This window comes from Halocola ammonii (assembly GCF_049334165.1).
In the GTDB taxonomy this organism is placed as follows: domain Bacteria; phylum Bacteroidota; class Bacteroidia; order Flavobacteriales_D; family Sanyastnellaceae; genus JBEGHD01.
In genome coordinates this window covers 1-26,274 of sequence record NZ_JBEGHD010000016.1, presented here as the reverse complement: position 1 = coordinate 26,274, position 26,274 = coordinate 1, and the positions used below count along the sequence as shown (strand labels likewise).

Sequence of the window (26,274 nt, the reverse complement as noted above, 5' to 3'; positions counted from 1 at the left end):
TCTCAAAACAAGAAAAATAGAAATTAGTTGACTCCTTCTCAAATTCAGTAGAGACAAGCTAGCTGATTCAATTATTTTTGCCATCATGAAACCTTCGCGTTTTTTCTTCGACCGAAACCAGGCGCAAACCACGCCATTTCCCTTTGCTCTCGACATCGAGCGAGCAGAGGGTATTTACCTTTACGATAAATCGGGTAAGTCTTACATGGACATGATCTCGGGAGTGGCAGTCAGCAACCTCGGACACAGCCATCCGCGGGTTGTAGAAGCCATAAAAAATCAGGTCGACAAGCACATGCACACCATGGTTTATGGAGAATACGCAAGTGAAAGCGCAGATGGATTTGCGCGACTGCTAACGGATCACCTACCCCAACCGCTCGATTGCATTTACTACGTGAACTCCGGAACTGAAGCCAATGAAGCCGCACTCAAACTGGCAAAGCGCGCAACCGGTAGAACCAAAATTGTCTCCTGCCTGAAGTCTTATCACGGCAGCACTCACGGTTCACTCAGCATTTCAGGCAACGAAACGAAGAAATCGGCTTTTCGTCCGCTCCTACCCGATGTTCACTTCATTGAATTCAATAATCTCGAGCACCTCGATAAGATTGACGAGAGAACTGCGTGTGTGGTTTTGGAAACCATCCAGGGCGATGCCGGAGTTCGGATTCCTTCAATAAATTATTTGAAGGCTGTTCGCCAGCGATGCAACGAAGTTGGAGCCCTCATGATTTTGGACGAAATTCAAACGGGATTCGGGCGCACAGGATCGCTGTTCGCATTTGAGCAGTTCGATGTAGTGCCAGACATTTTCACTATAGCCAAGGCTATGGGCGGTGGATTGCCTATCGGTGGAATGGTCTCGTCAACTGAGCTAATGGAAAAGCTCACTAGCGACCCAATGCTCGGTCACATCACCACTTTTGGTGGCAACCCAGTGAGTTGTGCAGCAGCTCTTGCCAGCCTGCAGGAGATCACTGAGAAAAAGCTTTGGGAGAACGCTGAAGTGAAAGGACGAGAACTAGCCGAAAAATTGAAGCACCAGGCATTCTCTGAAATTCGCCATCGTGGGTTACTCTTTGCGCTGGACATGAAATCGACTGAAACAGTCCTAAAACTTGCAAAGCTCTGTCTCGATGATGGATTGATTGGTTTTTGGTTTTTGTCTCAGCCATCGAGCTTCAGGCTTTCACCTCCTTTGAACATCACCGATGAGGAGCTAGAAAAAGCTGTGAAAATTATCAGGAATAACCTCGACAAACTCTAAAAAATGGAACACATCAACTGGAGCGATTTCGAGAAAATCGACATGCGAATCGGAACAGTAACAAAAGCCGAAGTTTTTGAAGAAGCGCGAAAACCAGCTTATAAACTTTGGGTAGATTTTGGCGATGAAATCGGCACAAAGAAAACCAGCGCTCAAATCACCGACCACTACGAACCCAAGGAACTGGTTGGTATCCAGGTGGTGGCTGTGGTGAATTTTCCACCAAAACAAATTGCCAACTTTATGTCGGAATGTCTGGTGATAGGAGCAGTTGGCAAAGATGGCGTGACACTACTCGGACCGAACCGAACTGTGAAAGACGGACTTAAAATAATGTAATTTGCTTGTGGCCTTTTTGGTAAGACCTGAGAAATAACCTGAAGGTGGTGCCACGACCTTTTTGACTTTCAACTTTCACCTCTCCCCCATTTTTCTCTACAAAACTTTTTATGAGGTTCAAGCCTATTCCCTTTCCCTGAGCCTGAGACGTCAATCTCTTGAAAGGTTTGAATAACTCTTCACCATCTTTCTTAAGATTCATGCCTATTCCATTATCGCTAAATGCCAGCTCAACAAAACCATTCTTCTTAAAGGTAGAAATCCTAATTTTCAGTGGCTTGTCTCTATTTCTGTACTTCATTGAGTTAGTGAGCAAATTGTGAAAAATGCTTCGCAGATAAGCTCTGTTGTAAACGATGTGCGAAACCTCAAGATTCAATTCAAACTGCGGTTGCGCTTCTTCGATTTGCTCTTGCAATGAATCCACAATGAAATCGAACGTCTTTTGGAAAGACAGCCGGTCGATGCCGATGTTTTCATTTTTCTGAGCATCTACAATTTCCATAAGGGCCCCGAGCAGATCATCGAGCTTGTCTACAGACTCACGGATTTTTAGCGATATCTTCTCCTTTTTCTGCTCGTCTTCCGTGCGTTCGATGAGGCTAAAGAGATTTTTCATGTTAATAACAGGAGACTTCAGATCGTGAGCTGTAGCCTGCACAAAGCTATCGAGGTTTCGGTTCACCTCTTCGAGTTTTTCTTGTGCCTTCCTCGTTTTGCTCATATCTCTCATCACAAGAACAGCACCTTCCAGACGGTCCCTGCTGTCTTTGAGGAGACGGGTTGTGAAGCTCAATGCAATTCCACCGGGGTAAGCACTTGTCGCCAGAATGAGCTCTTGTTGATCGATGACCTCTCCTCGCAAGGCCTTCTGAATCGGCAATTCGTTTTTGCCCAAAACCTTAGTGCGGTCGTAGGTTTCCAAATGAATTGCATCATCCGAAATAATCGCTTCCGAAGATTGTGGCCGAAAGCCAAACATGTTCTCCGCAGCAGGATTGACAATGGTGAAGTTTCCGTCACAATCAGAAACTATTACCCCATCGCTAATATTTTTTAGAACAGATTCGAAGAGCCTTGACTTTTCAGAAAGCTCCTGGTTCATCCGTTTCATTTCTCCAATGTCGTTGGTCAAAACCGGCTGCTCAATAACTTTTGTTACGATTTCGGAAAATGTAAGGTATCCAGAAATTTTGCCTTCACTGAGCAATGGTTTGATGTGAACTCGAACTTCACTTCCTTCCACATTAAGCGTATTGAAAACAACAGTCGACTTTCTTTTTGCAGTGGTTGCGAAAAGGTCTAAGAAACGATCTTTTGTAGAAACTTCAAGAGGTAGCTCCGTAACGAGTCTTCCTATAAGGAAATCGGCCTCGAGACCTATAAAATTATCCTTACCTTCATGGTTGTAGTGAATGCAGCGCAAATCTTCGCTAAACTCCAGTACAGCAAATGGAAGCAAACTGAATTGGTCCTGATCACTACTGGAAAGCTTAGATGATTTGAGTGACTCCATTAAAAAAGTCTTTTTCCGTATGTGGATTTACAAAAGGTTTACGCTGTATTTAGCGCCAACTAAGAAACGCAAAATTGTAGAATTAAAGGGCCTTTTGTGCTACAGGATTTGAACAAGCTTATCAACATTTCGACATGGAATTAAGTAAACTCACCCTGCTCTGTCAGTCAGTTTCAGATCAAAAATCGTTTTACGAAAACATCTTAGGGTTACAAACTTCCACTCCAAACGACAAGACCCTGATAGTCCAGTGTGGAAATAGTGAATTAGTTTTTGAAGAGCTAAAAGGAGAATTTACACCTTATCATTTTGCTTTTAACATTCCAGAAAATCTTCATGAGCAAGCACTAGAATGGCTCTCCGGTAAAGTCGATTTATTTGACTACAAAGGAGATCGGGTGGTGCACTTTGCCAACTGGGATGCTCACGCCATTTACTTTACCGATGCAGATGGTAACATCCTCGAGTTTATTGCCAGGCATACGCTCAGCAATGCCTCAGAAGAACCTTTTCACCCTCGTCTAATTACTGAATTGTCCGAAATTGGTGCTCCAACTGATCGGCTTCCTGAGCTCAGAAAAGAGCTAAAGGAACTCACTGGTTTGAGTGAGTATTCAGACTTCAGCGATTCGTTTACTGCAGTGGGAGATGCGCATGGCCTGATCATTTTGGTGCCGACCGACCGCAACTGGATGCCAACAGAAATTCCTTCAAAACCAGCTCCATTCAATTTGGAGATTAATTCAGGTCAGCAAAAGCAAACAATTCAATTTGACGGTCATAAATTTGCCGAAACAAACTGAGCTGACATGACCGACCAGGAGCATTTCGAGAAATTGAAAAACATGTATTTGAAAGCGCCCATCAATCAGGATGTTTTTGTGCGCTCGGAGATGAAGATTGAAGATGGGTTTTGTGAGATCCACTACCCGATCGACAAAAAGCTATTTCACGCTGGCGGAGGCCTTCACGGTGCCATCTACTTCAAACTCCTCGATGACTCGGCTTATTTTGCTGCAGCTACAAAGGTTCGAGATACTTTCCTGTTGACTAAGAGTTATGAAATCCAGTTCTTGAGACCAATCACCGATGGTGAAGTTGTAGCCACCGGAAGATTCGTTTCTCAAGAAGGAAGAGAGCTAATGGCCAAAAGTGTGCTCACCGTTGATGGCAAACTTGTAGGTAAGGGAAGTGGCGTTTTTGCCTATTCGAAAAAACCGCTCAATGAGGAAGTCGGATATTGGGACTAGGTCAGGGAAGAAATCACTGAGTCAAGAAAATCCAACAGGCCTGTCACAATTCTGCCAACTTTGGACCTTTTCTTTTCTCTTTTCGTCTTTCGGTTTTGAGCCATCTGATTTACTTAGTTTGCTTCGGCTAAATTGGCAAAAAACCTCGTGGGTCCAAACCTGAAGCTGTAGCGGCACTTTTCCAGTCTGATGAGCTCATCAACCTCAAATCTCTTAGATCTTCTGGCAGCTCTTTCATTTCACTCATTTCAAGAACGCGGACTTCGGGGTCGACAGAAACGAGATGAAATGTTGGATCCTCAAACCTCCGATTATCAAATCTTCTCTTTAACTCTTCAAGAAGGAATTTACCATCTTTCCGAAGTGAGTACCGTGGAGTTATCAGACCAAAAAAACTGAATGAACTCCATACAAGACTTTTTGCCCTTAGAGAATCAAAAACATAGCTCTTAAAAACTTCAATTCCATTCAACTTTTTATCCAGCTCCTTAATAAAGTGTTGGAGCAGAATCTGCCTTTCTCCAAGTTGAGAAACTATTAGGTTTTCGAAAGAAGAAAATTCAGTATCATTTTCAGTCTCAGCTAATGACAAGTAGAAAAAATGTCTTCTGATACTACCAGCTCGTTTTCTGTGAATTGTTTTATGCTCACAATTCAACCTGATAACTCGATTGACTACAAGACTAGAAATCGCCAACTGCAATAACTCCAAACTAGTGCAACGATTCGGGTGGAAAACAAAAAGTGCTTCAGTTGAGGATAAGTGGATTTGCTTGTCTGTCATTAAATCTTGTGATTGAGCATAATAATACTAAAGATGATTCAATTTAGCCTCTAACTGAGTGAAAGGTGTTTTTCACCAAAGCTTGTGTCGCTTTGTTTTTTTCTTCAGTTGCCCATTTTACTACCTTTAAGCCGAATTTAGAATAGCCGATGAACAAAGCGATTTTTTTGGACCGCGATGGGGTAATCAACCACGATCCCGGAGATTACACAACGAGCTTAGAGGAGTTTCACATTTTACCAACGGTGATGGAAGCGCTTCAGGAAATGAGGAGAAAGGACTATCAACTGATTTTGATAACTAATCAGGGTGGAATTGCCAAAGGAATTTATCCCGAGGAAAACGTAAGGGAAATCCACAAATTCTTTGTGGAAGAGTGTAAAAAGAACGGAGTAGAGATCACGGCCATTTACTTTTCTCCCCACCACGACAATTTTGGGAAATCACTCTCCAGAAAGCCTGGTAGCCTAATGGTAGAAAGAGCTGTCGCTCGCTACAATATCGACCCCAAAAAGTCCTTTATTATAGGTGACAAAGATCGCGACCTCGAGGCCGGAGCCGGAGCTGGCGTGAAAGGAATAAAAATCGAAACCAATGCACCATTGCTAGATGTAGTGCCCCAACTTTGACAACGAAAAATGAACTACGTTTTTTACAAAGGAAAATACCTCGACAGTAGCCAACCTACAATTAGCTGTCAGAACCGCGCTTTTCGATACGGAGATGGTTTTTTCGAAACTATCCGCGTTATTAATGGCAAGCCGTGTTTTCTTCTGGGGCATTTCGAAAGAGTAAAAGACAGTTTGAAGGCATACAAAATGAAAGCTCCGGAAGGATTTGGTTTGGAAAAATGGCGCGATGAAATTCAGCAGTTGATAGACAAAAACGAAATACGAGAAGGAGGCCGCGTTCGAGTTACCTTCTCTCGCTCATCCGGTGGCTACTACCTGCCAAAAGACAACGAGGCAGAATATGTAATTGAGGCTTTCCCGATGGACAATAACCTTTTTGAGCTAAACGGTCACGGAAAGAAAGTCGACATTTTCCCTGATATTCAAAAGCAAATTACGCCTCTCAGCGTTTACAAATCTGTCAACTGTGAGATCTACATTCAGGCGGCACTTTTCGCGAGAGAAAAAAACATTGATGACGCTCTAATTCAAAATACTAAAAACGGCATCATCGAGGCTACTACTTCGAACATCTTTATTGTGAGCAACGGTGTGCTCTACACACCAGGACTCAATGACGGATGCATTGCCGGAACTATGCGGATGGAAGTAATTAACGTGGCACTGGACGCTGGCATAAAAGTTTACGAGTGCAGCCTTTCACCGCAGCACTTACTTGCAGCTGATGAGATTTTTCTCACCAACGCAGTGCGTGGAGTGCAATGGGTAAGTAGCTACCGCACCAAACGCTACTTCAACGACACAGCCAGAAAAATCACCAACCTACTAAACGACCGTGTGACCGAAGTGGTTTAGCGATTTTCCCCTCTGTTTCTTCACTTTTATTTGAATTCATCAAACCGTTCGATAAATCGTTGGCGAAGTCGCTGATTCATCGATGTCATGAAACTGAATTTGTTGCCGTCATCGTCTTTGAATTTCCTGTCGTCTGCATCAAGTTCGTTGATGGCCGTTAGCAATTCCTCGTCAGAAGAAGTTACTGTCAGAATCTCGTTTTTGTATTCGATGTAATACCAGTTAGCGGCATCGAGCTCAAAGTACATTCTGAAAACATCGTAGCTGCGCGACTTTACAATTTCGATTTTTCCTTTCACGTATCGGAAAATCTGTGTCTCGCCCATCGAAGCAATTCCTATCGGACCTTCAGAAATGTATGACTCGTCTTCCTCGCTCCACTTAAAAGTCACATCCGCCAGATAAAATGCCTGATTGAGAGCATCCGGAAGTTTCTTGATTTCACCTTTCAGGCTCAACTCTGAGATGAGTTCGTCAGACTCTTCCAGGCCGAGCTTTTCCTGAATGCTCTTTTCGTACTGGGTTTTGGCGATATCTACGTTTTGCAAACCGCTCCAGCCTTTCACTTTTTCAGCCAGACTCTTCAAGATTTTCTGATCAAAAAAGAAATCTACTCCAACAGCGCCTTTCACTGTGGTCTCATTGGATTTGATGTCGTGAGTCACAAATCCAACCGGATCGATGTCCACGGCACCGAGCTCTTCGTAAAGCTCAATATTTCCATCACCGGTAATCTTGCAACTCTCCGTTTTGAGCGAGATCATGTTGCCCGGGAGCTTTGGCTGCTTGATTTTCTCTTTTGCACCCACCATGTACTGTTTGCTGTTTTGGTCGTAGTGCAGATAGCCGTAGGCAGAAATTAACCCAACATCCTTGTTGTCTTTCTTTTTGCTGAGGAAAGTCCCGTAAAGTTCGATTGGCACATTGGGCGAGTACATCACGCCAGCACCGAGTCTCTGCGACATGTTATCGCGCATGTTGGTGTCTACTGGAATGTAAATCTCGTTGGGGTCGATAACTGATTCAAACTCGAGCCAGTTTCGCTCCACCTCATCGCAAGTATGAAGAATCCGGACACCACCTTCAAACTCCAAATCCTTCCGGTTAGCCTCCAGATTAATTTGTCCAAAGTATTCGAAGAAAGGACTCAGCATGAATCCATCTTCCTGAGCCACATGGCCTTCAGCAACCGTTTGCAGGGTAGAGTCTACACTAATCTCGTTGAAGTGGAAAACCTGCTCGCGCTTGTTCATGTCGGTGTAGGCGTAGTCGCCTTCGGCCTTGTACTCTTTTCGCCCTCGGATTTCAACCGTAGCATCGAAAATGCGGTGGTACTGTGTTACGTAGTTCGATACGATCGTGGCATTTTGCAATGGATCCATTTTCGCTCTTTCACGGATCACTACTTTTCCACTGTCGGGTGTGATTTTAGAATCTGCCACCGTGATAAACTTCACCTTGTTGGCTCGAATGACTGTGTTTTTGATATCGTATATCGCCTTGGGCGCAAGGAAGTTCAGCGAATCTTGCATCTCATTAACCGAGAAGAAGTTCGAAGCTGCCTTTCCTTCGTCTGTATCGATCACGAAGTCGTCTTTGATTTTTCGATCTGAGGCCAGCTCCATTTCGTTTTCATCCATAAACCACTTGAAGCGATCCATGTAGCAGATGTACTGGTTAGCAGGGAACTCCACTGTAGTTTCATCGCCATTCGATTCGAAATTACCAACGCGCTCATCGAAGTTAATCTCGGAATTTACGTTGGTTGTCTGAAATGCGAGATTGGACATGTCCGCCTGAGAAAGTCTGAAATCGCTGGTATCGGCAAGAATTTTTCTGGTTGTGTAATCGAACAAATCCGAATTGAGGAATGCTCCGGAAAATTTCATTTCGCCTTCACCAGTCATTCCGGCTGGCGAAAGTTTCAGGCTACCATCAAGTGTGGCTTCTTTTTCAAAAAAGTCGATGGGTTTGTCTTTAGAGTCAGCCACCAGGAAGTCATCGGTAGGATAGTAGGAAAGCTCCACTACATCGCTCCTAACTTTTGGGACGTTCATGTTACCGCCTTGTTCGTTGTTTACAAAGCTGTTGGTGGTTCCTTTGGTAGAATCCGGGAAAAAGACAAAGTTCTCTGAGCTCGCCAGTGAAGTGAGATAGGTTAAATCGCCATCACCCTGAAGTCCGTTGTAGTCGAGCCTGATGTCGTTATTAAAATTCGCCTTTCCGCCATAAGCCGGATAGCCGCCTTCCGGTGTTTCTTTCACAAAACCAAGTGAGTAATCCGGCTGAAGACCAAGTGGCTCATGAATGTCGGGAAAAATACCACCAGAGACAAATACTCCTTCAAGGTTGAGCTCATCTTTGTCAAAGTTGTCGAGGCTGTCGATCGTAAACGGCTCGATTTGATAGTAAAACTCATCACGGTTGTACGCTCCATCCTGAATTCCTTTGCTGTCGTAATAAACGTAGCTTTCCTTTGAAGCATTGAAAATTGGAAACTGCGGATAGTACTGCGAGTGCACACCGCCTTTGTTCGTAGGAGCATCAATTTTTAGCGTCCCGGCAATTCCCTCAATCACGTTCTTCACTCTCCTCAGCCTGTGATTACCATAGCGATCTTTGGGCGACTCAGGATCTTCTACATAAATTCTACAGGAGTCCACATTGGCCAGATCAAACTGAAAATCATCGTAAGAAAACTGGTATTCACTTCCGTAAAACTCGAGGTTACCTGCCTGAAGCTTTCCACCGCACTTGAAGTCGCGGTTCTTACTCATAATCAACTCCTGATCTCTCGGGTAAATCGAAACCTGCTGACTGTCGCTCAATGCCACACGGTCAATTCCTTTCATCAACAAGGTATTGTTGAGCAGGTTGAGTTGTGCATTTGGACCGCTTCTCACTTGAGATCCAAACTGAAGCACATCGTAATCTTCGCGTCCAGCACTGGCCATAACGTAGTTGTGAAGCTTTTCTTTAACTACGCAAAATCGAGACTCGATGTCGTAGTTCACGAAACCCTGGTTGTTTAGATTGATGAGCATCATGTGAATTTGCTCTGAAGAAATCCGCAGAAAATGCGCAAGATCTTTGGCCGTGAATTGCTCTGTGTTGTACTCTTTTGTGTAGTCGAGAATTTCGATGAGCGGATTGGTCATGCTCATCCCCATTAGTTCATCGTAGCGCTGCTCGCGGTAAAATCGATCCGACTCAAAGTAAGCCTGTCGCTGCGTACTCCCTTCGAGCGCGCCCATCCTGATTAGCGGGTCATCGATGTTCCAGTAAAATGCTTCGAAGTGCATTTCGAGCTCGTGGTAAGAGTTGTAGTACGGACTGCGAGAAGTACCTTCATCAGTTCGTAAAAGTACCAGCTGTCGGTTTGGTTTCGAAAATTTGAGATTCAGGTTGGGGTGAAAAATGCTGTCTTCTTCGAGCGTGATTGTGACTTCAGTGTTTGAAGAGGTAAATCGATCAGGGCGAATCACAAACTCAAGTGCTTTGGCGTGCAAGAACGGCATGTCTTCCCTCATGAAAGTCATGGTTGCGGGATCTTCCAGAGTTCCCGAGCCGTAGAGTTTAGAACCAGCCATAGTGAAACCACCATCGTAATGCACACCTTCAACGATATTGCGAATTTTCAATCTTTGGTTGTACGATTCAAATCGCGGATAAGAGGCATCCTCCGGCCCTTTGGTTGCCAAAACCTTTTCGGTTAGTTGCCCGATAAGCGGCTGATCGAAAAAGGAGTTGTAGAACGTCACAGAGTCCACAATGAAACTCGGGCTCTTAAGGGTAATCTCGTAATCATTGAAGGTAGCATAAGTCGATTGCGTGTCGAGCGCGGCCCGCTCCCAGGTTACCTTTCCTTTCGATCCGTACCATTTTTCTTCTGTAGGAGCATAAAATCCACTTGTATTGAAAATCCTCAAACTGTCACCTTTGGAATAGCAGGTAATCATGTGATTTTCGATTTCAATTTTTGGCAAGGAGTCGATCACAAAGCGGTAATCTTTTGACGATGACTTCCACTCCACTGCACGCGATTGAAAGAAAATATCTTCCTCGAAAAGTGCCCGGCTGTTGGCTAACACATCGGTAACAAAGCGATCGGCCCTTCTGTCTTCCATCATCTCTATGAGAAAAGCACTCCACTCTTTAAGCTTTTGTGAAAAATCTTCCTTTTGGGAAAGAGCCATCAAAGAATGGATCAGGTTCTCGAATTCTGGATAGGCTTTGTGGCGTTCCTCCAGCATTCGATCCGAAAGAGTAAACACAACCTCGTAGTCTTCTGCTGAAAAAGCTCCAGAGAGGAAAATCGGTTCAAACTTGTCTTCTACCAGATCTTTTCCTTCGCGCTTTTTTGAGTCACTCATGAAGTCTGATAACTCCTCGATATAAGTTTCGGCACTGTGCGTAAACTCCTTCCTCGATTGAGCATTTACGATTGAAAAAAGAAAAACAGAAACTGCTAAAAGTAGAATCGACTTTGACATGATTTTCCCGTGTGTTTTGACCAAAGTAACGGAAAATCTGCTGCTAGCGTGTAGGGGATTTTCGACAAGTTGTTAAAAATTTATACTCACCTGTCAGGCGAAACTAGCTCCTGGCAAAATGCAAAAGTGACCAGGTGTCTTTTTCCTCTTCTCCAACTTTTTGCAAACCGTGTTCGGCACAGGCTTTCTCCAAAATTTGATTGTCGACCGTGAAAAACCCACTGAGTAGAAGATACCCGCCAGTGTTGAGCGTTGCAACGTAAGCGGACATATCGTTGACCAACACATTCCGGTTGATGTTGGCAATTATTACATCAAACTTTCTTCCACGGATTTGCTCCACTCCGCCTTCCAGAATTTCAATTGATTCGGCTCCATTGAGTTTCGCATTTTCTATCGTGTTCTCATAAGACCAGTGGTCGATATCTACAGCCAATACCTTTGACGCGCCACGCTTTTGCGCTAAAATTGCCAGAACGCCAGTTCCGCAGCCCATGTCCAAAACGGCTTTCGATTGAAGGTCTATTGCCATGAGTTTTTTGGCCATCAAAAAGGTAGTGGCGTGGTGGCCGGTGCCGAAGGACATTTGAGGTTGGATGATCAAGTCCAGCACTCCTTCTTTGGGAGCCTCGTGAAATGGCGCTCTGATGTAACACTTCCCGTCTACATCTATCGGAGAAAAATTTTCTTCCCAGGTTGCATTCCAGTTTTGGTCGGGTACATTTTCAATATCGAACGAGAGTTCAACTCCCTCGAGGTTCGAAGTCTGCAGATCGTTTAGAGCTGATTTATCGAATTCGGGCTTTTGGATGTAAGCTTCCATACCAGTTTCGGTATCGACAAAGCTCTCATAGCCGATCTCTCCGAGCTCTGCCACGAGAATTTCTCTGGCTGGCTGAAGTGGTGAAATTGTGAAGGTGACTTTAACGTAATCCACAGTTATTTGGCTGCTTTTATGATTGCTAAAAAGTCTTCGGCTTTCAATGACGCTCCCCCTATCAGACCACCATCTACATCTTCGCAAGAAAAGAGCTCTTCGGCATTGGCGGGCTTCACACTTCCACCGTAAAGTATGGTTATTGAATCGGCCACGGAATCATTGAATTTCTCTGCCACCAACTTTCTTACTGAAGCGTGAATTTCCTGTGCTTGCTCCGAAGATGCTGTCTCGCCAGTTCCAATGGCCCAAACCGGCTCGTAGGCCAAAACACTCTGTTTCATTTCTTCTTCGCTCAACTGATCGATGGCAGCCGAAACCTGGTTTTTCACAACCTCGAAGTGATTTCCAGCTTTTCTCTCTTCGAGTTTTTCACCGAAACAGATAATGGGATGCACGGATGCATTCAGACACGCTTTGGCTTTTTTCGCCACGAGTTCATCAGTTTCACCGAACAAACTCCTGCGCTCTGAGTGGCCCACGATACAGTAATCTACGGTCATTGACCTCAACATTTCTGCGCTGATCTCGCCAGTGAACGCACCAGATTTTTGATCGCTGCAATTCTGTCCACTCAGCGTGAGCACGTCTATTGAAAGAGCCGCAATTCCCGACAGGTAGGCCGAAGGCGGAGCGATCACCACGGAAACATCCTCCGGAAATTGACTTCGATTTTTGTCGAGTTCATTCACGAGCTCCTTTGCCTCGTCCCAGAGCAGATTCATTTTCCAGTTGCCGGCTACCATTTTCTTTCTCATAAAAGCGAATTTTGATTCTAACAGGAGGCAAAATAAAGGAATTATTTAAGGAAGTTTGCTGCAAATTAAATTTGTACTTTCCCTTCTTCTCATCCTATTTTATGAGCGAAAACCCATTACATATTCTCCGTGATTACTGGGGCTACGGATCTTTTCGTCCCAGCCAGGAAGAGATTATTACACACGCTCTCGAAGGTAGGGATACGCTGGCTTTGCTTCCTACCGGTGGTGGGAAAAGCATTTGTTTTCAAGTCCCTGCGATGTGTAGGGAAGGAATTTGCATCGTTATTTCTCCGCTCATTGCTCTAATGAAAGACCAGGTAGAGAACTTAAAGAAGAAGGGCATTGAAGCTTATGCCATAACTTCGGAAATGCACTACAACGAAATCGACAGAGCGCTCGACAACTCGATTTACGGCAACACGAAATTTCTCTACGTTTCGCCTGAGCGACTCAAAACCGACTTGTTTCTCGAGCGGTTCAAAAAGATGAACGTCAACCTCATTGCCGTTGACGAGGCTCACTGCATTTCTCAATGGGGCTATGATTTTCGCCCGCCTTACCTCGAAATTGCCGAGATCAGACAGTGGCACCCTAAAGTTCCTGTACTCGCCCTCACCGCGACAGCCACCGAAGACGTTGTTCAGGACATTCAGGAAAAGCTCCAATTTGAAAAATCCAATGTTGTTCGAAAAAGCTTCGAGCGGAAGAACCTTGCCTACGTGGTAATGCAGCGCGATGACAAATACAATAAGCTTCTCGAAATCGTTTCGAAAGTAAAAGGAAGTGGAATTGTGTACGTGGGAACTCGAAAACGAACAAGAGAAATTGCGGAATTTTTGTTGGCCAACAAGGTCTCCGCTTCGTGGTACCACGCTGGACTAAAGCCTGAGTGGAAAGCAAAAGTGCAGGAAAGCTGGCTGAAAGACGAAACAAGGATCATTGTGGCCACCAACGCTTTTGGGATGGGAATCGACAAGCCAGATGTTCGAGTTGTGGCTCACATGGATATTCCCGCCAACATTGAGTCTTACTTCCAGGAAGCCGGCCGTGCTGGAAGGGACTTAAACCGGGCTTTTTGTGTAATGCTGTGGAACGACCAGGATATGGATTTCCTGAAAAAGCGCCATGAAGATCGATTTCCGGAAAAGGAGTTTATCAAAACCGTGTATAAGTCACTGGGAAATTATTACTCGATCGCAATTGGCGCAGGAACTGGAGCCAGCCGGGAGTTCAGACTGGATGACTTTTTGAAAACATACAGCCTGCCGGCATTTAAGACTTTCAGTTCGCTCAAGCTTCTCGAAATGGCGGGCTACCTTTCATTGACTGAAGCTGTTTATAGCCCTTCGAAAGTGATGTTCAAAATTGAGCAAAGAGCGCTTTACAGCTATCAGGTGAGCCACCCAAAGATCGACCCTTTTATAACTGTCTTGCTGCGCTCCTACAGCGGTTTGTTCGAGTATTACACCTCAATTCGCGAAGATTTGCTGGCCAGTAGGTGCAAAGTAGACCAGAAGCAAATTGTAAAGTGGCTGAGCGAATTGCACGATCAAAAGGTCCTGGAGTATATCCCAAAGTCGGACAGCCCTCGCTTGAGCTACACTTACGAAAGAGTTCACGAGGACAAACTTTATTTACCGGCTGACATTTTTCAAAACCGTCAACAACGGGAAGAGATTAGACTTCTTGGAATGATCGATTACCTGAACGCCACTGATTGCCGAAGTCGCGTGTTGTTGAGATACTTTGGAGAAACCGGAGCTCCACACTGTGGGCACTGTGACGTATGTACAAAAGCCAAAAAAGAGGGAATTTCACCTGCTCTCTGGGATGAGATTTCAGGAACACTTCTCGAGAAGATCATGACAAAAAAGCTCAGAATTGATCAGTTGAGCTCTACTTTTCCAGAAGCCGATCCCGAGTTGCTTCGAAAAACAATTCAGTGGAAAATCGACAGTGGCGAACTCGTAGTTTCGGATGACGAAAAGCTTTCACTTCAAAATAAATTCTAGCCCGATCTGCTCCTAACCTCACAAGTTTAACTGCTGATTTTTTGGAGTTTACGAAACTTTTTCTTAACAAGACGTAAGTGATAGGAACACCAAAAACCTGTTACAGTTATGAAAAACGTTATTATTAGTTACAGCAACTTACCGAATGAAGTAAAAGAAAAAGTAGATAAGAGATACCCACACGGATTCGATCACGATAGTTTCGAGTTTGAGCATCCGCAGAAGCCCGTAGTTTACACGGCTGTGGAAGTAGAAATAGGAGGAAAAAAATTTCTGATCAAACTCGACAAGAAAGAAAAGAAGATCGACCGCTTTGCGGATGAGATCTAATGGCTCAAGTCAATATAATTTTGATTGCCGGAGGTGATCCTGAAATTCAGGATCAGCTCCGGCTTTTTTTACCTAGTGCGGTAAATACTTTTTCACCAAACCATAAAAGAAAGTCCCCAAAAGAGCTCCTAAAATCACCAGCAAAATGGGTAAATAGCCGAACCCGATGAGAACAAACATGGGCCCGGGGCAAGCTCCGGCAAGTGCCCAGCCGAGACCGAAGAACGTTCCTCCAATCAGGTAGCGTGCAATAGATTTTTTCTTTGGTGCAAATACAATCGGCTGACCTGAAAATGAAGTCATGTTTGTTCGCTTGATTACTTGGTGGATGATAATGCCGAGTACCACAGCGCTACCGATCACACCATACATGTGAAACGAGCCGAATCGAAACATCTCGTAAATGCGATACCAGGAAATGATTTCCGCCTTAGCCATTACAATTCCGAAGACGATTCCCGTCAAAATAAATTTCAAATACTTCATGCTCTTTGTTGTTGTCCTTTGTGAAAAAATGACCAGTGCTTCCCTCACAGACAAACTGTAGGGAACTACTTGTGAATTACTGGCTTTAGAAAATAAGAGGTAAGCCGAAATAGGTCATCAGAAGGCCTCCGATAAAAAAGCCTATAACGGCAATAAGGGATGGCAACTGTAAATTACTCAGCCCAGTGATGGCGTGCCCCGAGGTGCAACCGCCAGCGTAGCGAGCTCCAAAGCCCACCAGAAATCCGCTGACAATCAAAATCAAGATGCCACTTGCCGACTTCCACGCTTCGGGTCCAAATATCTCCATTGGGAGATACTTCTCGCCCACCTTTTCGAAGCCTAGCTCAGATTGAAGGGTTTGCTCTACGGATGTTGCAATTTTCACAGATTCTGAGTCCATCAAAAACTCGTAGGAAATCCATCCACCGAGTATTGCTCCAGCCAAAAAAATCAGGTTCCACTTTTGGTTCTTCCAGTCGAAATTGAAAAACTCGGAAACCGTGCCGGCACCTGCTGCTGAGCAAAGTGTCCGCAAGTTGGATGAAAACCCGAAAGTCTTGTCAAAATAAATCAGTGCAAACATCACCAATGCTATCATTGGCCCGGCTACATACCATGGCCACGATTGTGTAATCCATTCCATAAATTTCTAAGTGCGTTAGATTAAAAAACAAAAAACACCCAACCGATATCCCTCGACTGAATGTGGGTGCAAAATTGAGATGTAAACTTTGGAAAGACTGTGACTGAAGTTACGCCCGGTATGAAACTGCACCGAAAAACAGAATGATTACTTGAGCATCAACTCAATGAGAATTGGGAAATGATCAGATCCGATGTTTTTTAACTTCTTCATCCGAACAAGCTCGAAGTGCTGAGAACAAAAAATATGGTCGAGGGGCCAGCGCATCAGAACCGACTTAGTGTGGAAAGTTGAAAAGAACCCCCTGCCCTTTCGCGGGTCGAGCAGTTCCGACTCTTTAATAAACGAGGTTGTGGTGTAGCTCCAGGCCACATCGTTCAAATCTCCTGCAACAACTATTGGATCGTGCATTTCGCTGCATTCTTCGGCAAGTTTCATCAGTTCCCGATCGCGAGCTGTTGAGTATTCGTTTTCCGTTGGCGATGGTGGCTCCGGATGAAGGCCAAAAAACCAGAAGCTACGCCCATCATTAAGTTTCACCTTCGTCTTCATACTGGGAATTTCATCCTTTATCAAATAGCGAATCTCATCGTCTTCGAATTCAAACTTTGAGAAGAGAAGCATTCCATAAGTATTGTCGAGAGGCTTCAAAATTGAATAGGAATATTTGTAACTCAGCAGCTCTACCCCATCGAGCCACTTCTGATCTGTCTCCACCATCATGATCATGTCGGGGTCGTATTTGTCAACCTCTCCCAGAAAATCGTCAAACCTTGTGTTGTCCTGAAACACGTTGTAGATCATTAGCCTAACGTCAGGTGATTTAGATTTTTCGGAGGTGCTCTTTAGCGTCTTTTTCGAAAGTGGGGTAAAGGGAAAAATATGGTAACCAATTCTGGCCAACATCACTGTCATCACAAGTAATACCAGTTGATAATACCAAATGGGCACATAGAAAATGACCCCAACTATGAAAACTGCAAGAACGAAAATGAATTTCTGAATCCTGGGAAACTCGAGTGCTCGAAAAGTCCAGTGGTCGTGACGAATCATAGGAATGACCACAGATAAAAAAGATATTGCTGCGAAAATATAAAATGCTACCTGTTCAATCATCGGGGCGATCTGTTCGGGCGAAGTTACACGAATATTTTTCTGAATCGAATTATTGATGTTAAGAGCGTCATCGTGATTTCTGCTACATTTGGCACGACAAATCAAACTTGCCAAATGGAAATATTTCTTCAGGGAGACACGTGGATTGCACTGTTAACGCTCACATTTTTAGAGATCGTCCTCGGAGTGGACAACATCATTTTTATCTCAATCGTATCGAACAAATTGCCGCAGGAACAACAGCGAAAAGCACGATTGCTAGGACTCAGCCTGGCTTTGATTATGCGGGTGGCATTGCTTCTTGGAATCACATTTATCATTCAGGCAAAAGAGCCGATCTTCAGTTTGTTTGAAGTAGACTTCAGTGTACGAGATTTGATATTGATTGCCGGTGGGCTGTTTCTCCTTGGAAAAAGTACCACGGAAATCTACGGAAAGGTTGAAGGTGAAGATCACGAGGATCGAGCGGTGAAAACGCGCGGGTTTGCAAGTGCCATCACGCAAATTGTTATTCTCGACCTTGTTTTTTCTTTCGACTCAATTTTAACGGCCATCGGGTTAACAGACGAAATTCTGCTGATGATCATTGCAGTTGTAGTCTCAATCATCGTGATGATGATTTTTGCAGGTCAGATCAGCACATTCATCAACAAACACCCGTCTCTCCAGGTGCTGGCTCTGGCATTCCTCATTCTTATTGGTTTCATGCTTGCTATCGAAGGTTTCGATCAGCACGTGCCCAAGGGATACATCTACTTTGCGGTGTTCTTCTCGCTTCTGGTCGAAGTGCTCAACATGCGCCTGAGGCGAAAGGAGCGTAAAAAACGAATAGAGAAGCAGCGCAAAGAAGCGCGTGAATCAGTTCACTGAGAATTTTTAAAGAAGAACAATTTTGCAGCGGCTTATGCCACGTTGGTGTAAACTGCCTGAATGTCTTCGTCATCTTCGATTTTGTCAAGAAGCTTTTCGATGTCTTCCAACTGTTCTTCAGTGAATTCCTGTGGATTGTTGGAGATGCGTTCGAGAGATGACTTCGACACTTCAATGTTTTTGTCTTCAAGCGCCTGACCAAGTGCTCCAAACTGGGTGTAATCAGCGTAGAGGTAGTACTGACCGTTGTTCTCTTCTATTTCTTCGAGGCCAAAATCGATCAGTTCGAGCTCCATTTCTTCGGGGTCCCAATTCTCTTGTTCGTCAATCACGAAAACAGCTTTTCGATCAAACATAAATTCCAGAGAGCCATTCGGCACCAGCGAGCCTCCGGCCTTGTTGAAGTATGACTTTACGTTAGCTACAGTCCGGGTGGAATTGTCTGTCGCGCATTCTACGAAAACGAGCACTCCGTGAGGACCTTTTCCTTCGTAAGTCATCTCCACCATCTGGTCGGCATCCTTCCCTGACGCACGCTTGATGGCAGCCTCGATGTTGTCCTTGGGCATGTTCTCCGACTTCGCATTTTGAATAGCCGTTCTCAATTTGGCATTCATCTCGGGATCAGGGCCACCTTCTTTAGCTGCGATCGTGATAGCTTTTCCGAGTTTTGGAAAAAGTTGGGACATCTTGTCCCACCGCTTTTCCTTAGCGGCTCTTCGGTATTCAAATGCTCTACCCATTTTTTAAAAATAATATCCCGAAAACGTACCAACTCAAAAAAAATGAGTCAGTCGCAGGAAGGTCTGTTCTATTTTCTATTCTTGTTGCGCTCGTCCTGTAGTTCGCGGCTGAGCTTTTGCTCGCGCTCCAGGGCGCGTTTCTTTTGCTGCTCCATTTCATCCTGAAGCTCTGCAAGTTTTCCCTTTACATCTTTTGTCACGCTGTTGCTCCGATTGAATCTGAAGATAAAAATGAGTAACAGCAACAAAAGGCCACCAATTATCGACCAAATCACTACGCGATAAAATGGTTTCTTCATTGGAACCGTACCAACGAAGTTCATGCTATCCATGGCGTTTTGCGTTTCCGCCAGCTCGCCTTCTGTGCCTTTTAACTTTGTTTCCAGGCTCGAGATAGTTTCCTCCTGCTCGTCTATCTGTGAGTTGAGATCCTTGATTTCGGTACTGATAGCTGCAAGAGAATCCTTCAAACTCGCCTTAAAAGTTTGCATCCAGTCTTTTGGAATTACTTCGTACTGCTGGTAATTGTTAGATTCTTCTATTAGATACTCAAACTGATTTTGAAGCGGTCCGCTCTCGAGCGAAAGTTCTTCTTCCTGCTCATCTTGTGCGAGTACTATGTTTCCACAAAATACCAAAGTTAGAAGTGGCAAAAGAAAATTGAGCTTACTGATTTTCATGCGATTTGTCTTTAAAATTTAGGGCGTCTTACAGTTGTGGCAAAAGTAAAAAGCTTTTCCAACGGTTTTCGATTGACTATTATTTTTTGTCCTTGTAAGATTGTCATTTTACGCTTCACGTTAAACGGTGGTTGAGCAAAGGAAGTTAGCAAAGATTTAATTTTTGAAACCGACCAGTTTTCCACATCTTTGAGCACTCTAATTTCATATTCTTCAAAGATGAAAAACATTTTACTGGCGCTTACCATTTTGATTTCTTCAACAGCATTTTCGCAAGATCACTTTTTTGGTCTTACCGGTGGCCCCAATGTCACCGATGTTATTCACAACGATTTTTTGGAAAGTACCGACTACGAATTCGGCTTTACTGCTGGGTTCAATTATCAGTATCGACTCAACGAAAATATTACGATTGGTGCAGACCTGCTTTATGAAAAGCGCGGGTTTAATTCGGTAGTTCTTTATTCGAGGGAAGACGAGTTTAACAGTGTTTACTCGCTCACAGTTTTCGACTTTCACTACGTGACCCTACCGATTAAAGCGGGCTATCGACTTAATGTCACCGACAAACTCTACGGTTTCGGAAATCTCGGTGTCGCTCCAGGTTACCTCATCAAAACAGAGTTTGACATTCCCGAGCTATTCTCCTACAACGGAGGAGAACCTATCACAGCGAATAAAACCGAAGAGGCCAATAGAATTGACCTGGCCGGATTGGCAGAGCTTGGTGCAGGTTATCAGATTTCAGATAACATTTTGTGCTACGTACTCGCGAAATATCAATACAGCATTCTTAGCGTGAGCGACACAGAGTACTTTGAAAGAAGCGACATTCACCACCACGGAATTTCTCTTATGGCCGGAGTTTCATTCAGGCTTTTCCAGGGAGATTCTGACAGTGAAGAATAATTTTAATCCAAACTACCATTTACCATGATTTACATTTTAAGCATGCTCTTTTTGCTCTTCTCTCCGGCAAAAAAATACGAGCTCGAGCTCAATCTCAAAGAAGGAGAAATATACTATCAAAACATTACTGCAACGAGCACCATGACTCAGAACATTCAGGGTACTACGCAGAATGTAGATATGGAAAGCTCCAGCAATTCGAAGTTCGAAGTGGTTTCTGTCACCGAAAATGGATATGTTTTTGACGTCTCTTTTGTGTGGATGGAATTGTCAATGGAATCAGGCGTCATCAATCAATCCTTCTCTTCGAGAAGAGAAGGCGATGACGTAGACATGATGTCGAAAATCCTGAAGGAATTGACCAAAAAGCCCTTTTCGATTGAAATGACTTCGAAGGGTGAAGTAACCGCCATCTCTGGAATAGACGAATTATATTCACAGGCATTGAGTCAATTTCCCGAAATGTCTGAAATGGAAAAGCAGCAGGTACGAGCTCAAATGAGTCAGGCTTACGGCAAGGCAGCCATAAAGGGAAGCGTTGAGCAACTCTCATCCATTTTCCCCTCAAAAAAGGTTTCTATAGGCGATACCTGGACAAAATCCATAGAGCTTCAGTCTGGCATGGAAGCAACTCAAGACGCTACCTTTGAGCTGGTGGAGGTAACAGATGAGTTTGTCACTATTAGGATGAATTCGGAAATAGCCACTGCTGATAAGGATGCCTATGTACAAATTGGTGGCAGCGAGGCAAAGTACTTAATCTCTGGTACTGGAACAGCAACTCTCAAGCTCGACAGAAAAACCTTGTGGACTGTTGAAGGAGACATCTCTCAAAAGTTTAGTGGAACTATAGAACTGCAGCCAGGACCTCAGGCGCCTAACGGAATGGAGATTCCAATTGAGTATGAAGTATCGACAGTCATCAAAGACCGGTAAGCCGGCACCTCGGGCAAAGAAAAGATAACATTCATTTTTGTAAATTGCCCTACAAACGCAACTTTAAAACAAGCAAATCATGAGCAACGAAGTGATGGGAATTCCGAGTGTTGATCTAAAGGAATTCACCGAAGGAAACGAAGAGCAGAGAGCAGCTTTTGTGAAAAAATTGGGAGAGGCTTACGAGCGTATCGGGTTCGTGGCCGTTAAAAACCACCTGATTGACGAATCTACAGTTGAGAAGCTTTACTCCGAAGTAAAGAAGTTCTTTGACTTGCCCGAAGATACCAAGAAGAAATACGAGAAAGAAGAGCTAGCAGGACAGCGCGGTTATGTTTCCTTTGGTAAAGAACACGCCAAAGACAGCAATGCAGGAGATCTCAAAGAATTTTGGCACTTCGGCCAGGAGGTTGAAGGCGAAGACCCAATCAAGGAAGAATACCCTGACAACATTTATGTTGACGAATTGCCTGAATTCAACAAGGTCGGTATCAAGGCTTACAAAGCCCTTGAGAAAACTGGTGAGTCGATGCTTCGCGCAATCGCACTTTACCTCGGGCTGGATGAGAAATACTTTGACGACAAGATCAAAAATGGAAACAGCATCCTTCGTCCTATCCACTACCCTCCAATTACAGAAGAGCCGAAATCGGCTGTGAGAGCCGGTGAGCACGAGGACATCAACCTCATCACGCTATTGATTGGTGCTTCTGCTGAAGGCCTTCAGGTGTTGAACAAAAAAGGTGAATGGGTTGACGTGACAGCTTTGCCCGACCACATTGTGGTGAATGTTGGCGACATGCTACAGAGACTGACGAACAACAAATTGAGATCGACCACACATCGAGTTATCAATCCACCGAGAGAAAAATGGGGAACATCGCGTTACTCAATTCCTTTCTTCCTGCATCCACGGAGCGACATGCGCCTCGACTGCCTTGAAGAGTGCGTTCCAGAAGGTGAAGAGCCAATGTATGCACCAATTTCAGCAGGTGGCTACCTCGAAGAAAGACTAATAGAAATCGGACTTTTGAAAAAATAAGAGTCCCGGAAGAACTACAACCAAAAGTACACTTCTACTTAACGAGCCATTGGCGTGCATTGCACTTCAGTGGCTTTTTTTTATTGCATGGCTTCAAGGTCGCTTAACTTTTTCTTAACTTTCATGGATTACTAACTCAATATTTATCACCATGAAGAAACCTTTACTCTTTTTGGCAGCGGTCTTTGCTGCCACTTTTAGCTATTCACAAACAATCCTGCTCAATGAGGATTTTGAATCTTACAATCCTGGAGATCTGATAGCCGAACAATCAGCTGATTTCACCACCTGGTCTGGGACGGAAGGAGGAAACGAAGATGCCCCAGTTTCGGATGACCTCGCAGCCAGTGGCTCTAACTCTTTGAAATTTGAAGCATCTTCGGTTCAGGGAGGCCCAACCGACATTTTTATGCCTCTCGGTGTAGAAACAGGTACCTACGCCATCCAGTTTAAAATTTTCGTACCCTCAGACGCAGCAGCTTATTTCAATATGCAGACGACCACCACTCCTGGCGATGGCTGGGCCTGGGACATCTACATGGACCAGGGAAGCTTAAGCCTTCAGGTTCAAGGCACTGAACAGGCATCGACAAGTTTCAACCACGATGAGTGGATCACTGTCACAATAATTGTGTCTATGGACAATGACGAAATCAACTTTGTGATCAATGAAGAGCCGCTGGGTTCAATCCCTTACGTAGAACCTGTTGCAGGAGGAATCAATTTCTTCGCTTACGGTGGCGAAACAACTATCGGGCTCTACTACATCGATGACGTCAATGTAGTGGACACCACCGTTGGAATTGAAGAAAACGAGAAACCAGAATTCACAGTTTATCCAAATCCGGCTAGCGATGTGGTAAAAATCGATGCTTCAAAACTTCAGAATGGAGACAAGATTTCGGCATTTGATCTGACCGGAAAGAAAGTATTCGAATCAACTGTCGGCAGCGACCTGATCCACGAGATTGCTGTGGACGATTGGCAGAGAGGAATGTACTTTTTCCAAATCGTGAATAAAAAAGGAACGACCACTAAGAGATTGGTGGTACGCTAGCTAGTTCTTTCTACATGAGAACTTACGGAGAAACCCTGCGAATTTCGCGGGGTTTTTCTTTTACGCCTTTTCAGACTCCGCTTTAACTTCGATGGTCGAAGGGTTTAAAATCAACTCAGCCACTTCCCGTCCTGTCTTCATGGCTGCGTTGAGTGAGCCGTTGAGCAAATAATCTCCTACCCTGTAAATGTTTTTTGAAAGCTCGTATTCACCTGGCTTTACCTCGTTTCTTACCGATCTCTGGTTGGGTAAAGCATACTCGATGTGATAATTTTTCACGTGGCTCAACTGCAAGGTAGTCACAGGAAAATTGTCGATCAATTCGTCTTTCACGCGTTGTTGAATTTCCCGAATGGAATAATTTCTTCGATACTTCACTGTCACGGAAATGAGTGAAGAATCGCTATTGGAGTAAGTTTCCTGCACATTGTCCAGGATGGCGATGTTGTTGGTCAGCTGACCCGACTTAGAGTAAAGTGCAATGAGCGGCTCTTCGTAAAGCGGCTGATTCGATTCGAAATAAAGACAGGTAACATCTGCGGGTGGCTGACGCTTGGAGTTTGGCAAAAGCTCTGGCGTGTCGGCAGCAACCACAATTTGATCTGCAGTGTACTCCTTACCGTCTTTGCAAACTACCTTTCCCTCCTCATAGAATTCAACGGGAGCATCACAAATTATCGACCCTTCTGGCAAACTGTCTCCGATTTGACGGGGAATCGCTTCCATTCCCTCTGCTGGAATTGCTGCACTGCCTTCAGAAAACATCTTGAAAACAAACTCAAACATTCTGCTGGAAGTTTTGAGGCGGTGCTCAAGAAAAATCCCACTGAAAAATGGTTTGAAAAAACGCTGGATAAACTTGTGAGAAAAGCCCTTGTCCTGAAGGTATTCCATTGTGGTTTTCTCCGGCCGGGAAAAAATCTTTTCCAGCGAATCTCGCTTCAGGCGATTCTTCAATCGGTAAAGCAAAATTTTATCGCTAAGCGTTCCCACCCTGGAGAAAATCATACTAAACATGGTTCCGGGAGTCCGCGAAGGATCCGAGAGCTTGTAGTCTCCGCGGTCGGTGTAGATCAAAGAGCCCGAGCCAAATTCCTTTAAGTCAAGTGCTTTGTAGTCGAGCAATTTTTTCGCTTCTGGGTAAGCTGTCAGTAAGACCTGAAAACCGTGATCGAGCAAAAAGCCTTTGTAGCGATCGGTTTTCACACGACCTCCAATTCTATCGGAAGCTTCGAGGACTTTCACTTTCTTTCCACCCTTGTGGAGATAGTGAGCGCAGGTCAATCCTGCTATGCCTCCCCCGATAATTATTACATCTGCGTCTTTGGTGCTCATGGTCGCGTTGCGATTTTGATTACTCCAATTGCGGAAATCATCCGCGGAAAAACTTGATCGTTGTTTCGGTTACTTCTTCGAGGTGTTCGGGGAGTTCTTCGCTCTCCCACGGGTGCGAAGATCCGAAAGTATGTCCAGCTTTCTTAATTGTTTTCATACTGGAATTTTCTCCCCAGCGAGAAAGCGATTTGGCGGCATTTCTGGAAACAGACTCGTCTGCATCACCGTGAATGGCCAGGTGTGGAACCTTCAATTTTGTCACAGCCTTTTTGATATTCAGTGCGGATTTGTTTTTTAGGTAATCTTCGTAAAACTGATACTTGTGCGGCATTTGCTGTCCGGTGCGACCGTTTTTCACGTAGTAAACGCCTTCCTCTTTCCATTCTCTCAGAGCATCCTCATCCGGGAATCGCTTTCCGAAATCGGCCACACTTGCCCAGGTAGCGACTTTCTTGACACGTTCATCGCTCGCAGCTTGCAGCAGTGAAATCCCTCCTCCCCGACTGTGTCCAATGAGAAATACGCCACTTTGATCGATTCGGCTCTTGGGTAAAATATTGGTGAACTCCACCCAGTTGATCACCATGTTTAGATCACCTTTTTCGATGGAGTAGTTGTTTTCACTAAACGCTTCGAGATCGGGGAAATCGATTGGATCTTCAACGGTACCACCGTTGTGGCTGAAGTTAAATTTGATAAAGAGAAAACCGGCATCGGCAAATTTTTGCGCTACCAGATCCCAGGCACCCCAGTCTTTGAAGCCCTTGTAGCCGTGACTAAAAATCACGATTGGCATGTTTTGCGATTGGTCCTCCCAAAATGCGTCAAGCACAATTGGCCTTCCGCTGCTTCCTTCTATCTTTTGATTGTTGAGTTTTTTCATTGAAATGTTTGGCTTTGCCAATAATAACAATCGTGTTGGACAAGGGTTTAAAAAAGTTTTTAATCAATTGTTTTACAGACAAATACAGGCTTCTACCTACTCAGTGCTGGGAACTTGAAATATTAAGTTCAGCTAAGGAGTGGAGGAACTTTAAGACTTTTGCGAGTAACTTCAAAAGGATAAAACCACATAGGCACAATAGAAGTTCTTCTTCTTTCACCTGCATTTTTCAGCCGAAGTAATTCCCAGTACTGTTCATGATCGTTCGAAGACACATAGAAATTAGAGCTCTGACTATGTGCCTTTGATTTCCTATGTGCCTATGTGTTTCCTTTTCCGTAGCTGAAAGCAGGCTACTCAGCGCTGGAACCTGAAACATTAAGGTGAGTTAA

Annotated in this window: 25 protein-coding genes; 13 read left to right on the top strand and 12 right to left on the bottom strand. The window is 44.4% G+C overall.

The annotated features are described in order from the left end of the window. Positions 1 to 85: 85 nt before the first annotated feature. Positions 86 to 1,270, top strand: a complete 1,185-nt coding sequence (locus ABHV44_RS14570; protein WP_459075446.1) for an aspartate aminotransferase family protein — start codon at positions 86 to 88, stop codon at positions 1,268 to 1,270. A 3-nt stretch (positions 1,271 to 1,273) separates the two neighbouring features. Then, positions 1,274 to 1,609, top strand: a complete 336-nt coding sequence (locus ABHV44_RS14565; RefSeq protein WP_459075445.1) for a tRNA-binding protein — start codon at positions 1,274 to 1,276, stop codon at positions 1,607 to 1,609. On the opposite strand, the gene ABHV44_RS14560 is transcribed toward ABHV44_RS14565, so the two are convergent. Then, the gene (locus ABHV44_RS14560) at positions 1,596 to 3,125 is read right to left on the bottom strand and encodes a sensor histidine kinase (RefSeq protein ID WP_459075444.1); all 1,530 of its coding nucleotides are present in this window, start codon (positions 3,123 to 3,125) and stop codon (positions 1,596 to 1,598) included. The genes ABHV44_RS14565 and ABHV44_RS14560 overlap by 14 nt on opposite strands. 134 nt (positions 3,126 to 3,259) lie before the next feature. On the opposite strand from ABHV44_RS14560, the gene ABHV44_RS14555 reads away from it, so the two are divergent. Both ABHV44_RS14555 and ABHV44_RS14550 read left to right on the top strand, forming a co-directional pair. Continuing rightward, positions 3,260 to 3,928: a VOC family protein gene (locus tag ABHV44_RS14555; RefSeq protein ID WP_459075443.1), complete on the top strand. Its 669-nt coding sequence runs from the start codon at positions 3,260 to 3,262 to the stop codon at positions 3,926 to 3,928. Between the two features lie 6 nt (positions 3,929 to 3,934). After that, complete coding sequence (locus ABHV44_RS14550) at positions 3,935 to 4,375, top strand: PaaI family thioesterase (RefSeq protein WP_459075442.1); 441 nt, start codon at positions 3,935 to 3,937, stop codon at positions 4,373 to 4,375. Positions 4,376 to 4,502: 127 nt separating this feature from the next. Here ABHV44_RS14550 and ABHV44_RS14545 read toward each other — a convergent pair whose 3' ends face one another. Next, positions 4,503 to 4,967 carry a hypothetical protein gene (locus tag ABHV44_RS14545; protein ID WP_459075441.1) on the bottom strand — a complete coding sequence of 155 codons (465 nt, stop codon included), beginning with the start codon at positions 4,965 to 4,967 and terminating at the stop codon, positions 4,503 to 4,505. A 341-nt stretch (positions 4,968 to 5,308) separates the two neighbouring features. On the opposite strand from ABHV44_RS14545, the gene ABHV44_RS14540 reads away from it, so the two are divergent. Then, positions 5,309 to 5,788 carry a D-glycero-alpha-D-manno-heptose-1,7-bisphosphate 7-phosphatase gene (locus tag ABHV44_RS14540; RefSeq protein WP_459075440.1) on the top strand — a complete coding sequence of 160 codons (480 nt, stop codon included), beginning with the start codon at positions 5,309 to 5,311 and terminating at the stop codon, positions 5,786 to 5,788. Between the two features lie 9 nt (positions 5,789 to 5,797). Next, positions 5,798 to 6,646, top strand: a complete 849-nt coding sequence (locus tag ABHV44_RS14535) for an aminotransferase class IV (protein WP_459075439.1) — start codon at positions 5,798 to 5,800, stop codon at positions 6,644 to 6,646. Between the two features lie 26 nt (positions 6,647 to 6,672). Here ABHV44_RS14535 and ABHV44_RS14530 read toward each other — a convergent pair whose 3' ends face one another. From ABHV44_RS14530 to tpiA, 3 genes are all read right to left on the bottom strand, one after another. Further along, positions 6,673 to 11,139 carry a hypothetical protein gene (locus tag ABHV44_RS14530; protein WP_459075438.1) on the bottom strand — a complete coding sequence of 1,489 codons (4,467 nt, stop codon included), beginning with the start codon at positions 11,137 to 11,139 and terminating at the stop codon, positions 6,673 to 6,675. A 103-nt stretch (positions 11,140 to 11,242) separates the two neighbouring features. Continuing rightward, the gene (gene prmA, locus ABHV44_RS14525; RefSeq protein ID WP_459075437.1) at positions 11,243 to 12,076 is read right to left on the bottom strand and encodes a 50S ribosomal protein L11 methyltransferase; all 834 of its coding nucleotides are present in this window, start codon (positions 12,074 to 12,076) and stop codon (positions 11,243 to 11,245) included. Positions 12,077 to 12,078: 2 nt separating this feature from the next. Further along, the gene (gene tpiA, locus ABHV44_RS14520; RefSeq protein WP_459075436.1) at positions 12,079 to 12,834 is read right to left on the bottom strand and encodes a triose-phosphate isomerase; all 756 of its coding nucleotides are present in this window, start codon (positions 12,832 to 12,834) and stop codon (positions 12,079 to 12,081) included. Between the two features lie 101 nt (positions 12,835 to 12,935). On the opposite strand from tpiA, the gene ABHV44_RS14515 reads away from it, so the two are divergent. After that, on the top strand, positions 12,936 to 14,849 hold the full coding sequence (locus ABHV44_RS14515; protein WP_459075435.1) for a RecQ family ATP-dependent DNA helicase: 1,914 nt from the start codon (positions 12,936 to 12,938) through the stop codon (positions 14,847 to 14,849). Between the two features lie 108 nt (positions 14,850 to 14,957). Then, positions 14,958 to 15,179 (top strand): hypothetical protein, encoded by a 222-nt coding sequence (locus tag ABHV44_RS14510; protein ID WP_459075434.1) that lies wholly within the window; start codon positions 14,958 to 14,960, stop codon positions 15,177 to 15,179. A 72-nt stretch (positions 15,180 to 15,251) separates the two neighbouring features. On the opposite strand, the gene ABHV44_RS14505 is transcribed toward ABHV44_RS14510, so the two are convergent. The 3 genes from ABHV44_RS14505 to ABHV44_RS14495 all read right to left on the bottom strand — a co-directional run bounded on the left by ABHV44_RS14505 (position 15,252) and on the right by ABHV44_RS14495 (position 17,427). Next, positions 15,252 to 15,665: a DUF6691 family protein gene (locus ABHV44_RS14505; RefSeq protein ID WP_459075433.1), complete on the bottom strand. Its 414-nt coding sequence runs from the start codon at positions 15,663 to 15,665 to the stop codon at positions 15,252 to 15,254. Positions 15,666 to 15,750: 85 nt separating this feature from the next. After that, entirely contained in the window at positions 15,751 to 16,311 is a 561-nt protein-coding gene (locus tag ABHV44_RS14500; protein ID WP_459075432.1) for a YeeE/YedE family protein, read from the bottom strand. A 147-nt stretch (positions 16,312 to 16,458) separates the two neighbouring features. Further along, positions 16,459 to 17,427 carry an endonuclease/exonuclease/phosphatase family protein gene (locus tag ABHV44_RS14495; protein ID WP_459075431.1) on the bottom strand — a complete coding sequence of 323 codons (969 nt, stop codon included), beginning with the start codon at positions 17,425 to 17,427 and terminating at the stop codon, positions 16,459 to 16,461. A gap of 114 nt (positions 17,428 to 17,541) precedes the next feature. Between ABHV44_RS14495 and ABHV44_RS14490 the strand changes: the two genes are divergently transcribed. After that, a complete protein-coding gene (locus ABHV44_RS14490) occupies positions 17,542 to 18,297 on the top strand; it encodes a TerC family protein (protein WP_459075430.1) in 756 nt (251 codons plus the stop codon). Between the two features lie 32 nt (positions 18,298 to 18,329). On the opposite strand, the gene ABHV44_RS14485 is transcribed toward ABHV44_RS14490, so the two are convergent. Beyond that, a complete protein-coding gene (locus ABHV44_RS14485; RefSeq protein WP_459075429.1) occupies positions 18,330 to 19,040 on the bottom strand; it encodes a YebC/PmpR family DNA-binding transcriptional regulator in 711 nt (236 codons plus the stop codon). A gap of 68 nt (positions 19,041 to 19,108) precedes the next feature. Next, positions 19,109 to 19,720, bottom strand: a complete 612-nt coding sequence (locus ABHV44_RS14480) for a tRNA (guanine-N1)-methyltransferase (protein ID WP_459075428.1) — start codon at positions 19,718 to 19,720, stop codon at positions 19,109 to 19,111. Between the two features lie 219 nt (positions 19,721 to 19,939). On the opposite strand from ABHV44_RS14480, the gene ABHV44_RS14475 reads away from it, so the two are divergent. The 4 genes from ABHV44_RS14475 (at position 19,940) to ABHV44_RS14460 (ending at position 23,664) form a co-directional block, all read left to right on the top strand. Next, positions 19,940 to 20,629, top strand: a complete 690-nt coding sequence (locus tag ABHV44_RS14475; RefSeq protein ID WP_459075427.1) for a porin family protein — start codon at positions 19,940 to 19,942, stop codon at positions 20,627 to 20,629. Between the two features lie 24 nt (positions 20,630 to 20,653). Then, on the top strand, positions 20,654 to 21,565 hold the full coding sequence (locus ABHV44_RS14470) for a DUF6263 family protein (RefSeq protein WP_459075426.1): 912 nt from the start codon (positions 20,654 to 20,656) through the stop codon (positions 21,563 to 21,565). A 79-nt stretch (positions 21,566 to 21,644) separates the two neighbouring features. Next, positions 21,645 to 22,607, top strand: a complete 963-nt coding sequence (locus ABHV44_RS14465) for an isopenicillin N synthase family dioxygenase (RefSeq protein WP_459075425.1) — start codon at positions 21,645 to 21,647, stop codon at positions 22,605 to 22,607. Between the two features lie 151 nt (positions 22,608 to 22,758). Continuing rightward, positions 22,759 to 23,664, top strand: a complete 906-nt coding sequence (locus tag ABHV44_RS14460; protein WP_459075424.1) for a T9SS type A sorting domain-containing protein — start codon at positions 22,759 to 22,761, stop codon at positions 23,662 to 23,664. A gap of 60 nt (positions 23,665 to 23,724) precedes the next feature. Here the strand turns inward: ABHV44_RS14460 and ABHV44_RS14455 are convergent, their stop codons facing one another. Together ABHV44_RS14455 and ABHV44_RS14450 are read right to left on the bottom strand one after the other, a co-directional pair. Continuing rightward, positions 23,725 to 24,999: an NAD(P)/FAD-dependent oxidoreductase gene (locus ABHV44_RS14455; protein ID WP_459075423.1), complete on the bottom strand. Its 1,275-nt coding sequence runs from the start codon at positions 24,997 to 24,999 to the stop codon at positions 23,725 to 23,727. A 37-nt stretch (positions 25,000 to 25,036) separates the two neighbouring features. After that, positions 25,037 to 25,882, bottom strand: coding sequence for an alpha/beta hydrolase family protein (locus ABHV44_RS14450; RefSeq protein WP_459075422.1), 846 nt, complete (start codon positions 25,880 to 25,882; stop codon positions 25,037 to 25,039). Positions 25,883 to 26,274 lie beyond the last annotated feature (392 nt).